The organism is Campylobacter gracilis, from assembly GCF_018374135.1.
Classification (GTDB): domain Bacteria; phylum Campylobacterota; class Campylobacteria; order Campylobacterales; family Campylobacteraceae; genus Campylobacter_B; species Campylobacter_B gracilis_A.
Map to the genome: position 1 here is coordinate 97,070 of NZ_JAHAFS010000001.1, position 12,565 is coordinate 109,634.

Below are 12,565 nucleotides of genomic sequence, written 5' to 3' on the forward strand. Positions count from 1 at the left end.
ATAAAAGATGAACCAACTACAACAAACTAAACCTCAAAGCCCGGCAAAGAATTTTAATAGCTTAATGGCAAAATTTGCCGAGCAAAAGATGAGTGAGATCATAGCCCTCAGCGGCGGCAGTAAGGTTAAGGCAGACAAATTCGTAACCGATTTAACTCTGCTTGGAATGGATAAGAATATTTTAGAGTGCGATCCCGTATCCGTCTTTAGCGTTGCTCTTAAAATCGCTCAAGTCGGGCTATCGATAGTAAAAGAGCAGAAGCAGGCCTACATCGTGCCGTTTATGGAGCAAGGCGTCAAAAAAGCTCAACTGCAAATAGGTTATATCGGCTGGCGAATTTTAGCAAAGCGCGCAGGATATGACATAGACGCCGAGCTGGTGTATGAGTGCGATAAATTTGAATACACGGTCGATGAAAACGGCAAGAAATTTATATTTGAAGCCAATCTAAAAGACCGCAACGAAACCGACACCACGTGGATAAATGAAAATTTATTAGGCGCTATGGTATGGGCTAGAGATAAAAACGGCGTAACCAAAGATTTCATCAGCGCAAAAAAACTAAATCAGCTAAAAAACACCAATCAAGCGGTAAAAAAGGGCAAATTTTCAGCGTGGACGAATTGGAGCGAGGAGATGTTTAAGGCAAAAGCTATTAAATACATCGCCTCAAAGCTGCCGACCGATGATTTTATGCTGATGAGCGCGGTAAATGCCGAAAACGAGGCCTACAAAGAACAACCTAAAATCGAAACTCCCGCAACGCAAAATTTAAACGAGTTTTTGGCAAAAGCAACGGAAAAACCCGCCGCCGAACTTCCAAACCCGACAGAGGATATCATCGAAGCCGCGCCGCTAGAGATTGACGTAGGCGAGGAGGTGCTACCGCTTGACGCCCTGCAAAACGAGCTAGTGGCAAGAGGCATAGACGAAATCGAAGCGGAAAAGCGGATGGAGAGGATGAGCCCCGATGAGGCTAGAGCGTATCTGTCCGATCCAAATTCGATTGATGCATTGGCGGAGGAGTTAAGAAGTGAATAAAGTTGTTTTAATAGGAAATTTAACACGTGATATCAAGCTGCAATACACGCAGAGCGGATATTGCGTCGGAAATACAGGTATAGCCGTAACGAGAAAATTTAAGAACGCGCAAGGACAAACGGGAGAGGAAACCTGCTTTATCGACCTGAAGTTTTTCGGTCGCACGGCGGAGGTCGCGAACCAATATTTGCGTAAAGGCTCAAAGCTCGCCGTTGAGGGGCGGCTCAAGCTGGAGCAGTGGCAAGATCAAAGCGGGCAGAACCGCAGCAGGCACGTAGTAGAGGTAGAGAGCCTAGAGATGCTAGGCGGCAATCAGGGCGGCCAGAATAACCAAAGTAGCGGTACGCAAAACTACGCTCAAAGCGGCGGAGCGCAAAGCAGGGCGGGGAAGCCCGCTGCCGATAAATACGATGACGGCAACGACACGATCCCGTTTTAAGGAGATATAAATGAACCAACCGTCTTTAGAGCTTGAGGGTATCGGTGTAGTTGCCCCCGCTCTCTACAAATGTAAAGAGTGCAAATTTTCAGAGCGGTGGGAGTGTAATACAAAAGTTGTTTGGTATTGTTCGAAAATTCGCTCAAACAGAACAGACAACAAATTGCTAAAAATTAAAGCCAATAATGCGGCTTGCAAGCTATTTTTAAAGGATGAGCTATGAACGAGGTAGAATGGCTAAACGAACACGGCGACTTCGATGAGTGGCGTGCCGCAGCAGAGGCGCAATGGTGGGAGGATTACGGAGCTGATGCGGCATATGACAGAGAGATAGACGACGCGGAATATTTCGCTGAGGCGGAGAAAGAAAAACCCCAATGAGTTATCTAAAATCAAAGTAGAATTTTGTATAATTGAGCCTAAAATTTTAAAAGGCTAGTGCGTGAATAGATTCGATGAGTGGAATGAAATTAAAAAACAGCTAGAGGAGCAAGCAGGGACGAACGTCGCTAACGGCAAAGTTTATTGGCTAAGCGTAGGGCAAAATTTAGGTAGTGAAACTTATGGCAAAGGAGCTAAATTTAAACGCCCTGTGCTAGTTTTAAACAAAATTTGCATACAAAACTATATAAACGCTTTTGTTGGCGTGCCTCTTAGCTCGAAAACGGCGCAAAAATCAGGGTGCTTATATCATAAATTTACCGACAAACAAGGCGTGAAGCAAATCGCTTTACTAGCCCAAATTAGGCTATTTGATACTAAAAGAGTGATAAGCAATGCGAATATTTCAGTATTAAAGGCCGATTTTGAAAAGATAAAAAGCAAGGTAAAGGATAAGATTATAAGATAATATCCCGGCACTAAGACCGGGGACCCGAGCCTTGCAAGAAGCAAGGGGGCAAATCTCCTTGAAAGAGTAGCTAAACCTTAGCTTTAAAGCTTAACTACTCTTTTAAGAAGTAGCGTAATTATAGCGCAGTTTGATTAAAATTAATTAAAGGGAGCAATAAATGGAAACGCAACTAACTCTTTTTGACGTATCCAACCGGGAAAACGACGCTTTCGAGCTATCCTCGCACAAAAATGGCACTACGTATTGGTTAGCTAGCGAATTAGCGCAAATGCTAGGATACGACGGCGTAAAATCTCTAAATAAAGCAGTGAATAAGGCTATCGCCGTATGCTCTAGCATAGGTTACAACATATTAGATCATTTCAGCCCCGTAGGCAGCGATTATAAGCTATCCCGCTTCGCTTGCTTTTTGGTGTCTATGAATGCCGATATTAAAAAACCAAGAGTGGCGCAAGCTCAGGCATATTTCGCCACTATCGCAGAAGCCCTGCATAGACATATCGAAGCCGAGCAGTTAGAGCGCCTAGATGTAAGAGAAAAGACCAAAGACGCAAACAAAGCCTTAACGGGCGTGGCTAGCTCTCACGGAGTTGAATGCTACGCTTATTTTATGGATGCGGGTTATATGGGTATGTATAATATGCATCTAAAAGACCTTTTGCGTATCAAGGGGCTTACGGCAAAGGATAAGGTATTCGACTTTATGGGAGCTCGCGAATTAGCCGCAAATCTTTTCAGGCTTCAAGAAACTAAAGCTAAGATCGAAAATAACCGAATTTGCGGACAAAAAAACCTAGAAAACACGGCTTATGAGGTAGGGCGCGAAGTAAGAGGCATAATGATGAGAAACGACGGCGTGCGCCCCGAAATGCTAGCTAGAACCGAGCACATAAAAGAGGTGCAAAACGAGCTTAAAAAAGTAGATAGAAAATTCAAAAAGATAGATAAGAAAAAGGAGCAGTAATGGCAGAGGAAAAAAATATCATAAAACGAGCGTGCAAGGATAATTATGGGCAAAAGACTATCAAATAATGCTATCAGGAAAGCAGGCGATAATCTAAAGTTACAAAAGGCTACGAGAGAGGATTTAGACGCCATATCGACATTTAGATCAAGCCATATCCAGCTTATGAAAATGCTCGTTAAAACCATATCTAAAAAGTTACCCAAACCTCTTTTTATCGCTAGGAGGTTAAAGCGCCTAAGTTCTATACAGGCTAAACTGCAACGCTTCGAGGGAATGAGTTTAGACCGCATGCAAGACATCGGCGGAGTAAGAGCCGTTTTTAAGAACAACAACGAAGTAAGGCAATTCGTAAAAAATATTCAAGACGTCTATTGCAGCAAAAGAAGCGTGCTTGAGATAGTTAAGGAAAACGACTATATAACAAACCCCAAAGCCGATGGATATAGAAGCTATCATATCGTTTTTAAATATAATGGCAAAATTGACGAGGTTAAAGGCTATCATATAGAGCTTCAGCTTAGGGATTTGCTTCAGCATTATTGGGCGACGGCAGTTGAAATTTTAGCCCTTAGAAGCTCTACCAATATCAAAGCAGGCTACGGCGACGAGCATTTTAAACGTTTCTTTTGGCTTTGCGCCGAGCTCTTTGCAGGAAGCGGCGATCACAAAGACGAAGTTAAGGAGCTTAACGAAAAGCATCAAATTTTAACCCTGCTTAGCGGACTTAGCGTCGTAGCCGATAAGCTCGAGAAAGACGGCAGCACGGAAAGCCTTTATCTTATGGTGCTAGATACTAAGGCGGGCATTTTAAAGCTAACCGTCTTTGATAAAAATGAATTCGAGCTAGCCAAAAAGATGTATCAAAGTATGGAAACCAACGATACCACGCAAAGCGTTTTGGTAAGCGTTGATAGCGTCAAAAAGCTTAAAAAAGCTTACCCGAATTACTTTTTAGACGCTAAGCATTTCATAAAAGAGGTAAGAGAGAGGATAAAGTAATGAGCGAAAATATCGTTAAGCGCGTATGTAAAGAACTTGGCATAACGCAAAGAGAGCTGGCGGAGAGGATAGGGATGAGTGCGGATAGCTTAAATGTCGCAGTTTCCAATAATAAAATAAGCAAAATGACAGAAGCTGCCGTAAATTTAGTATTAGAAGTTGAAAGCCTTAAAAAGGAGTTGTCAAAATATGAAAATTTAAAAAATGCCTTAAAAGACGCCGTATCATAAGAAAGGAGAAAAACTCCCTCCTTAGTAAAACTTAGACTTTTTGGCTTTTTTCTTAGTTATACTTATAAAACCTCTTGACAAATCTAAATTATTATAATATAATGACCCTATAAATCTTAAGAATATTAAGGTTTCGTTCTTTTAAATAGGGTTGTCAAGTTTTATATGTTGTGCTAAAATGTAACTATGAACGAGCTAATCAAAAATGTAGGCTTAGGTTTGTTTGTAAACGGCAGTTTCGCCTTATTAAATGGCGTTTTTACTATACAATCGTTTTTAATCACGATATTAAGCGTCGGGATTATGGCGATGTGTATTTACATCGAAAAGAGGAGCAAATGATGGCAGGTCAAAATCTTATTTTAGCCATTGCGGCTATCCTTTTCGCTTATGTGTGCTACAAAGCATATAAGCAAAGCAAAGGTAGAGCTCAACATTAAAATTTGACGCCCTATTTGGAAGTAAAATTTTTCCAAGGGGCGTTAAATGCTACAAATCAATCAAATTCAAACCACTTCACAAGTTGCCGAAAATTACGGTGTTTCAAAAGATACGATACGAGATCATTACGAGCGACATTCTGATGAACTTATCGAAAATATCCACTATTTTTACGAAATAAATCCTCGTTTTAAAACAAAAGTCATTCGCTGGACCCTAGAGGGCGTTTATATGCTCGGCTTTTTTATTAAAAGCGAAAGGGCGAAAGATTATCGTAAAAAAGTGGCTAAATTTCTAAGGCTTTGCAAAGAGCAAAACGAAGCTAAATTTAAAGAAGCTCGCGAGCATAATCTCCGTCTAGTTGATGAAATCTCAAATCTTAGAGCAGTGCAAATCTCGCAGGGCAGACATAATCAAAACGTAATCAACGGCTATAAATCCCAAATTTCTCAGCACAACGCCCTTATCGTAAAGCTAAAATCCGAATTGGCCAAGCGCGGGGTAATTTACGACGTGGAGGTTATAGAACGCTACGAGCAAAAAGAGGAAAACCTAAGAGCGATGCTACATAACGCCAAAACCGAGCGGGATTTTTATCGCAAGCGCACGCAAGAGCTAAAGCAAAAGCAAAACATCAAAGATAGCGAGATAGTAAGGCTATTAAACAAAATCCAGTATCAAATGGACGGCGTTTATAGCGAGATAGGCGCGGTTATGGCGTATGCAAACGATAATGACCGCTTTTTTATAGAACGAAATCAAATTTTAAAAGGATAAAAAATGAATTTAGAAATTTTTAAAAACGAAAATTTTGAGGTTAGAGTTGCGGTTGATGAGAATAACGAACCGCTTTTTTGCTTAGCCGACGTTTGCAAGGTTTTAGAACTTACAACGCCAGCAAAAGTTGTAGATGCGATAAAATCGGAGTTTGAGCTGGGTGAATTAAATTCATACAGCTTTGATACCGGTTACGGCGTTAAAGAATTTACTATGATAACCGAGCCGCAGCTTTACTTCGTGCTTATGCGGAGCAATAAACCGAACGCGAAGCCGTTTAGGATGTGGGTAAATAAAGAGGTTTTGCCTAGCATTAGAAAAACGGGGAGCTATACGCAAAAACCGCTCTCGCAAATAGAAATTTTACAAGGCTCGGTCGAAATTCTAGCCGCGCACGAAAAGGATATAAAAGTCATAAAAAACGATATAAGCGACCTGCATAAAGAGCAGTTAAAAGCTAGGCACAATATCAATCGTCTTTTAAACAACGATAACTATATGACGCTTATTGCATATATGAATTTAAACGGCATTTCGCAAAAGGGTTATCATATCCCGAGCCTCGGCAAAAAAGCAACGCGACTAAGCAACGAACAAGGGGCGTTTATGGGCGCGGTTATCGATCCTAGATACGGACGCGTAAACACCTATAGCACGGAAATTTTAAGGCAGATATTCAATGTGGATGAATGCAAGTGAATTCGCAAAGCGCGAGGGTAAAAAGCTCTACGTGATAGACGTGCAGGCTAGTAAAGACCGAAAGATCGGACGCACGGATCGCTTCCGTAAAGTGGGCGGAGTATTGCAGATAGAGACGGAGCACTATTATCTAGCCTTTAAAGATCCGATCACGCCCGCGCTGAAAGAGCGAATAGAGCGGCTTTATTATGAGGCAATCGAGTTAGTCACAAGCGATTATGAGCTAGCGTGGATAGCGCACAAGGGCACGGGCTCACCGCATCTAAATGTGCTTCAGCGATTTCTGCGCTTCAGGTGGCATCGCGGCGGGAAGATAGTAGAGAAAATGTGCGAGAACCTAGAGGCGCTTTTGGCAATGAGCGCAGAAGCGCGCGCGGAGTTTCTGGCTCGCGAACGGGAGGCTATGAGAGAAGCGAGCAAAGCAAAGGATGAAAAATGAGTAGCCCTGATCGAGAAAAAGAGCGCGAGATGCTGCAGAAAATCGATGGTTTCGCGCAGAAACATAATAAAAAAGGTGCGCTCGTGGAGAAAATCCATAAAAGGCTGTTTAAGCTGAATGTAAAGCAACTAAAAGAAATTTTAAAAAGGATTAACGATGACTACTGAAAATCAAAGACCAAAAGAAGTATCGGCCGCGCTTGGACGTTTTGAAAACGGCGGCATCGTAGCAGGGGTTGCCGCTGAAAATCAAAGGCTGCTGACGCAAAAAGAGGCTTCGGTTATGCTGGGCTACTCCGAAAACAGCAACATCCTTGCCAAAATGCGAATGCCTAAAAATAAAGGAAAGTGGAAATTTATGCCGCGGTTTATCATATTCAACGGCGAGGCCCGCTACCCCTTAGATTGGCTCAATGAGGACATTAAAAAGCTAAAAGAGGGGTGTTAGCCCCTCTAAATAATCCGCCCACCACTGCAATACCCGCAAATGCTCCCGCGAGTTGAAGTCCCTGAAATAAGCCTTATCTACCTCGCTACTAGGCGCGTGTAGCAGCACTTCGTCGATGATACGCTTTTCAAACATAGCTCGCTCGCCGTCGGTTGCCCGAATAGCAAAAGTTGCAAACATCGAGCGAAAGCCGTGTGCGTGCAGATCGGCTATACCCAATCGCTTTAGTGTTTTTAACAGCGTACCCTCCGAAATAGCCCATCCGCTAAGCCTAGAATAGGTGCTCGATTTGAAAACTATCCCCTCCGCGCTTATCTCTTTTTGGCGCTCTAAAATTTGCTTTGCCTGCCTCGGAAGCGGCAAGCGTGCATTTACCCCCGTTTTATTGTCGGACTCTCTAAAATACACAAAATCCCCATCTATTCTATCCCAACAAAGCTCCCTGATTTGATGCGGGCGCTGCGCCATAATCAGATTGAAAAAAAAGAGATTTTTAATGGTCGGCTCTATAAGGGCATCTCTGACCGCCTTTATAATCTCTTTTAAGCGATTTGGATCCGTCACCGCCTTTCGGTGCTCTACTTTCTTTTTAGGGTAAATTTCGCTCATATCGCCGACAATCTCGTAGATAAACGATATATCGCCCGCCGCGTTTTGGGCGCGGGCGAATTTAAGCACGTCTCGCAGGATTGGGATTATCTTTTTGGCGCTCGCGAAATTCACTCCCTTGGTCGCTGCGATCACCTCTTTCGTGCCGATCTCATCTATCGGCATATTACCTAGAGGTTGCAGCAGATGTTTATTTACGCGATTTACCATCTTACGGCGAGATTGCCTTATTTTCTCGCCATCCTCGGGCGGGATTTTAATATCCAACCAAGCATAGAAAACGTCTTTTAGCTTCTGTCTTTCCAAAGCGTCGCTCGCGCCCGATTTACGCAAACTCATTGCTTTTTCTCTAGCTTCGGCAAGGCTTATATCATCGAAACCTCCTAGCGTCGCGTAGCCTCTTTTCGTGCGTAGCTTATAGTATCTGCTGCCGTTTGCGAAACACACTAGATACAGCGCGCACGTGCTATCGATAGAATACGCCTTGAGCTTGCCGCTACCCTCAAATTTTAATTTCTTTACTTGCGTCGCGGTTAAAATTTTAGCCATTTTATGCCTTTGTTATACAAAAAGTTATACATTTTTTGCGTAAATTATTATAAATCGATATAAATTAATATAAATTGAAAATAGCTTTAAAATGCCTTAACAGCGGAGCTTTGTAAATGATTTTAAATTGATATAAATAGATATAAAAATGAGTAATGGTGACCCACAGGAGATTTGAACTCCTGTTACCGGCGTGAGAGGCCAGCGTCCTAACCACTAGACGAGTGGGCCGCGAAATTAAAAATGAGATGATAGCGAAGTGTATATAAATTTTGGATTAAATTATATATTTTCGGCAAAAATAACGTAAAATAAAATTTCATAACTCCTGTAAAATGCTAGTTCAGGCGTCAACGACTTTATTTTAACTCTAACACGACGGAATAAAATATGGAATAAATTAAAAAACTATACACAAATTTTCGCCATTCGCTTTTGCACTGCGTTTGAATTTTAGACGACACACAAATTCCATGCCACCGCTTTTAAATTTAAAAAGTTAAATCAATTTTAAACAAAATTTGCGTAAAATCCCATTTCAAAACGTATTGCGCGAGCGGCGGCGGTAAAGTAAAATTTGCAGCGATGATATCAAATTAAAATTTGCAGCAACCGCGCCAAGCTAAATCAAAGCATTCGCAGCGGCTAAATTTAAAGCTCGCGCGGCGATAATCAGAGCAGCGCCCGCCGCTCATCTGCGCGGTGCAAGCAGTGAGCCGCATATTAAAATTTAAGGGGATAAAATGAATAAAGCTTTTCAAAGAGCGAAGCTGCAAGGCACGCTCGGCGCGCTCTGCCTATTGATCGCGGGCGCGACGTATCTTCTAAGCGCCGAGGTCGCGTATTCGGAAATCGCTCGGCTCTTGGCGTGGCTTCTTGCCTTCACATTCCTTCACTACGCGCTTGCAAACATCCAAAATATAACGGGCTCGCAGGTCTTTACGATCTTCAAATACACCTACAATATCGCGGTTTTGGTGCTGCTGGGTTACGTAGCCGTTTATGTATTAAGCGAATCCTATTACGATCAATTGCTAGCATTTAAGCCGTTTTTGGTGCTTGCGGTTACGGTCGCTTGGATAGTTATAAATTTTAAGTTGCGCGCCGCCACAGGATGCGGGCTTTTCGCCGTATATGCCGCTATTCTAATCGCAAGCATCGGCGCAAACATCCTCTACGGCATGCTTCAAGTGCTAGCTCCCGCCCTTATAACGGCTAGCATCGTAAAATATATGGCGTTAGCGAATTTAATCTTAAAGCCGTTGGCGCCCGCGGTACTACTGCTTGCGTGACTTAGCATGAAAAGCTCCGCCGACTCAAAAGATATATGGAGCTAAGCGGATAGATAGAATTTCGCCTGCGTTTTACCTCTGCATTTCGCGCCTGCATTTTTCCTCATGGCATACAGGGCTTAAATTTAGTCTGCACGGACTATTGCCAGAGCTAAAATTTCGCGCCGCATCGCTTGCAAAGATGAAATTCACGTATTTTGAAATTTCATACCGCCGTCGAATTTAGCATAAATTCCGGCTTGCAAAGCGTCATCTAAAATCGAGCATATACCCCTTTTTCGAGATGTTTTTGACGACCTTGTCGCCGATTTTAGCTTTGATCCTTTTCACCAGCGCGCGCAGTGAGGAGAGGTTCATTTTGTTGTAGGTATCAAGTGAGAGAAAAATTTCCTCATAGGTCACGACTGCGCCGCGATTTTCGTAAAGTAGGAAAAATAGCGAGTTTTCAAGATCGGTTAACCGCACTCTGCCGGTTTTAGTGCCTATTGTCATGCTTTTTGGATCGTAAAGCCCGAGTCCGGGCAAAAAATGTCCCCGCGCAAGCGAGTAACCGTCTAAAATCTCAATCAAAAACGTAACGATAAATTTGCGCCCGTCGCCAGCGACGTATATAAAGTCCACGACCTTGAAAACCGACTGCTTTTTGTAGTAGCGGTTAAAGCTTTTTACTGCGGTTACGGCCTTGCTTTTTAGCGCAAAAAGCTCGCTATCCACGCTTTGTAGATGCGCGATAAATTCCTCGTCTTTAAAAATTTCGTCGTAACGTTTTCCGACTAGTTCATTCATTTCAAGGCGTAAAAACTCGCCTGCAAGCGCGTTAGCGTAAACGATGACGCCGTTTTTGTCGCGTACGTAGACGCGGTAGGGCAGATTTTTAAAGATTTCGAAGTTTAACGAGTTTGTTTGCAAATTTCGCTTACCTCGCTTAAATTTGAAAGTTCGTCTATGCGAGAAAGCAGTTCGCAAAGCCGCTCGCGCTGTGCTAAATTCGCCGTGCAGGAGTAAAATTTATCACGAAACTCCGCCTCGCCGAGCGGCTTTTGCGGATTTCCTTTGGCAAGCATATTTTTGCCGACGATTTTTTCACCGCTAAGCAACTCTATCTCGATTTTTGCGGGTGAGGTACCGATAAATCCGAGTGCCGCAAACTCCTCGTCGACGCTGACGCTGATTTTGCACATTAGATCTCAGATTGTCGCGTCGTTTACAGACTCGGCCAAAAACTCGGCTAGCCCCGCTGCGCCGCGATAAAGTGCGGCGGCGACGGCAAATTTCATCGAAAATTTCGCCTCCGTAGCGTTTGCGGGGACGTCGCAAACCAGCTCTTTTGGCGCTAGGAGCGAACAGCCTATTTTTACGAATTTTATCTCGGCGGCGCGGATGCCATGCTCTCGCCGCAGATCAAGCGCTAGATCAATAGCCGGATGCGAGCCGCTACAGCTTGGATATCGCTTAAACACGAGCCCGTTTTGCAGCAAATTCCAGGGCTTGCCGAAATTTAAACCGTAGTTTGGGTATTTATTGCGGTCTAAATTTGCGCGTAACTCGGCATCGTTAGTCAAATTTGAGCCACTAAAATTTTGTGAATTTGTCGCCACGTCGCCGTAAATTTGTAAAAAACTTTCGCTCGCTTCAAAGGCGTATTCGTTCACGCTAAATCCGCAAAGCGCCAACTCTAGCGCGTCCAGCCCGCCCAAAACCGCCATGCCCGCGTGATAGTGCTTGGCAGATGAGCCGAAATTCGCCCGCACGCCGCTTGCTTTTGAGACCGCCAGAGCCAGGGCGGGCGTTAGCGACTTTGCGTCCAAGCCTAAAAGCTTCGCTCCCGCGACCGCCGCACCGAAAATCCCAAATACGCTAGTCGTATGCCAGCCGTTTTGCGAAACGCTAGGCATCGCAAGGCGCGCTAGCTCGTGCATGACCTCTACGCCTGCGCAGTAGGCCAAAATAAGCTTTTTACCACTCAAATTTAGCTTTTCACACAGCGCAAAACAAACGGGCGCGATGACGCATGTCGGGTGTCCGATCGTGCTCCAACTAACGTCGTCAAAGTCCAGCGCGTGAGCGCTCACGGCGTTGGCGAATGCGGCATATTTAGCGTCCGCCGTCTCGCCCGAGCCAAACACGCTTGCTTCTTTTTTGACGGAGTTTTGCAGGCAGTATCTTAGCGCCGCCTTTGCGCTAGGCTCGCTACTACCCGCGACGCAAACGCCCGCGTAGTCTATGAGCGCAGTTTTGGCTAAATCTACGAGCTTTGGCGGCAAATCCTCAAATTTCACCCCGCAAGCAAGCTCCGCCGCACGCGCCAAGATACTCTTTTGCATCAAATTTAAACTCCTTTTTTAAATTTACGGCGCTGTTTTTCGTGCCGCGTATTCACACATTAACTATCTCCAAAAACGCTTCGCACCAAATTGTGCTGCTCGTTTCTTGTCGCGTTTGGCGCGCCCTGTTTCGCATGCGACACAATAAAATAGAACCGCTTTGCTAAATTTTGCCTTTAAATTTTTTCACGATAGCATCGCTTAAAGCAGGGTCGGTCATAGCAAACGGGTCTAAAATTTCATCCGCCTGTGCCTGATTTAGCACGCCTAGTTCCATCGCCGCAGTTTTAACGCTAACACCCTTTTCGTAGGCGTGTCGGGCGATCTTGGTTGCCGTTTTATAGCCGCAGATCGAGGAGATGATCGTGCTTAGTGCGGTGCTGTTGGCGGCGAATTCCTTGCATCTTTCTTCATTTATTAGCACGCCGTCGATGCACTTTTCGCAAAAGATTGCGATA

General features: G+C 44.0%; 18 protein-coding genes and 1 tRNA gene. 13 read left to right on the forward strand and 6 right to left on the reverse strand.

Annotation, left to right across the window (positions count from 1 at the left end; translation table 11 throughout):
* Positions 1–7 precede the first annotated feature (7 nt).
* The 12 genes from KH703_RS00550 (at position 8) to KH703_RS00605 (ending at position 7,333) form a co-directional block, all read left to right on the forward strand.
* Entirely contained in the window at positions 8–1,042 is a 1,035-nt protein-coding gene (locus KH703_RS00550; RefSeq protein WP_304293206.1) for a RecT family recombinase, read from the forward strand.
* A complete protein-coding gene (ssb, locus tag KH703_RS00555; protein ID WP_304293208.1) occupies positions 1,035–1,481 on the forward strand; it encodes a single-stranded DNA-binding protein in 447 nt (148 codons plus the stop codon). The genes KH703_RS00550 and ssb overlap by 8 nt, the downstream gene beginning before the upstream one ends.
* A 219-nt stretch (positions 1,482–1,700) precedes the next feature.
* Positions 1,701–1,862 carry a hypothetical protein gene (locus KH703_RS00560; protein ID WP_304293210.1) on the forward strand — a complete coding sequence of 54 codons (162 nt, stop codon included), beginning with the start codon at positions 1,701–1,703 and terminating at the stop codon, positions 1,860–1,862.
* Positions 1,863–1,923: 61 nt separating this feature from the next.
* Positions 1,924–2,331: a type II toxin-antitoxin system PemK/MazF family toxin gene (locus KH703_RS00565; RefSeq protein WP_304293212.1), complete on the forward strand. Its 408-nt coding sequence runs from the start codon at positions 1,924–1,926 to the stop codon at positions 2,329–2,331.
* A 160-nt stretch (positions 2,332–2,491) separates the two neighbouring features.
* Complete coding sequence (locus KH703_RS00570; protein WP_304293214.1) at positions 2,492–3,298, forward strand: BRO family protein; 807 nt, start codon at positions 2,492–2,494, stop codon at positions 3,296–3,298.
* 45 nt (positions 3,299–3,343) lie between these two features.
* Positions 3,344–4,300: a RelA/SpoT domain-containing protein gene (locus KH703_RS00575; protein ID WP_304293216.1), complete on the forward strand. Its 957-nt coding sequence runs from the start codon at positions 3,344–3,346 to the stop codon at positions 4,298–4,300.
* Positions 4,300–4,530, forward strand: a complete 231-nt coding sequence (locus KH703_RS00580; protein ID WP_304293217.1) for a helix-turn-helix transcriptional regulator — start codon at positions 4,300–4,302, stop codon at positions 4,528–4,530. Before KH703_RS00575 ends, KH703_RS00580 begins: the two co-directional genes overlap by 1 nt.
* Before the next feature lie 486 nt (positions 4,531–5,016).
* A complete protein-coding gene (locus KH703_RS00585) occupies positions 5,017–5,748 on the forward strand; it encodes a hypothetical protein (RefSeq protein ID WP_304293219.1) in 732 nt (243 codons plus the stop codon).
* 3 nt (positions 5,749–5,751) lie between these two features.
* On the forward strand, positions 5,752–6,447 hold the full coding sequence (locus KH703_RS00590; protein ID WP_304293221.1) for a BRO family protein: 696 nt from the start codon (positions 5,752–5,754) through the stop codon (positions 6,445–6,447).
* Positions 6,434–6,886: a hypothetical protein gene (locus KH703_RS00595; protein ID WP_304293223.1), complete on the forward strand. Its 453-nt coding sequence runs from the start codon at positions 6,434–6,436 to the stop codon at positions 6,884–6,886. Before KH703_RS00590 ends, KH703_RS00595 begins: the two co-directional genes overlap by 14 nt.
* Positions 6,883–7,053, forward strand: a complete 171-nt coding sequence (locus KH703_RS00600; RefSeq protein ID WP_304293225.1) for a hypothetical protein — start codon at positions 6,883–6,885, stop codon at positions 7,051–7,053. Before KH703_RS00595 ends, KH703_RS00600 begins: the two co-directional genes overlap by 4 nt.
* On the forward strand, positions 7,043–7,333 hold the full coding sequence (locus KH703_RS00605; RefSeq protein WP_304293227.1) for a hypothetical protein: 291 nt from the start codon (positions 7,043–7,045) through the stop codon (positions 7,331–7,333). Before KH703_RS00600 ends, KH703_RS00605 begins: the two co-directional genes overlap by 11 nt.
* Here the strand turns inward: KH703_RS00605 and KH703_RS00610 are convergent.
* Positions 7,316–8,491 (reverse strand): integrase arm-type DNA-binding domain-containing protein, encoded by a 1,176-nt coding sequence (locus KH703_RS00610; protein WP_304293229.1) that lies wholly within the window; start codon positions 8,489–8,491, stop codon positions 7,316–7,318. The genes KH703_RS00605 and KH703_RS00610 overlap by 18 nt on opposite strands.
* A gap of 156 nt (positions 8,492–8,647) precedes the next feature.
* Positions 8,648–8,722: transfer RNA gene (locus tag KH703_RS00615), tRNA-Glu, on the reverse strand.
* 512 nt (positions 8,723–9,234) lie between these two features.
* Here KH703_RS00615 and KH703_RS00620 point away from each other — a divergent pair.
* Positions 9,235–9,783, forward strand: a complete 549-nt coding sequence (locus KH703_RS00620; RefSeq protein ID WP_304293231.1) for a hypothetical protein — start codon at positions 9,235–9,237, stop codon at positions 9,781–9,783.
* Between the two features lie 249 nt (positions 9,784–10,032).
* Here the strand turns inward: KH703_RS00620 and KH703_RS00625 are convergent, their stop codons facing one another.
* The 4 genes from KH703_RS00625 to KH703_RS00640 form a co-directional block, all read right to left on the reverse strand.
* Positions 10,033–10,692 (reverse strand): winged helix-turn-helix domain-containing protein, encoded by a 660-nt coding sequence (locus KH703_RS00625; protein WP_304293233.1) that lies wholly within the window; start codon positions 10,690–10,692, stop codon positions 10,033–10,035.
* Positions 10,674–10,964 carry a hypothetical protein gene (locus KH703_RS00630; RefSeq protein ID WP_304293235.1) on the reverse strand — a complete coding sequence of 97 codons (291 nt, stop codon included), beginning with the start codon at positions 10,962–10,964 and terminating at the stop codon, positions 10,674–10,676. Before KH703_RS00630 ends, KH703_RS00625 begins: the two co-directional genes overlap by 19 nt.
* A gap of 6 nt (positions 10,965–10,970) precedes the next feature.
* Entirely contained in the window at positions 10,971–12,107 is a 1,137-nt protein-coding gene (locus tag KH703_RS00635) for an MmgE/PrpD family protein (protein WP_304293237.1), read from the reverse strand.
* A 163-nt stretch (positions 12,108–12,270) separates the two neighbouring features.
* The gene (locus tag KH703_RS00640; protein WP_304293239.1) at positions 12,271–12,531 is read right to left on the reverse strand and encodes a hypothetical protein; all 261 of its coding nucleotides are present in this window, start codon (positions 12,529–12,531) and stop codon (positions 12,271–12,273) included.
* Between the last annotated feature and the right edge of the window lie 34 nt (positions 12,532–12,565).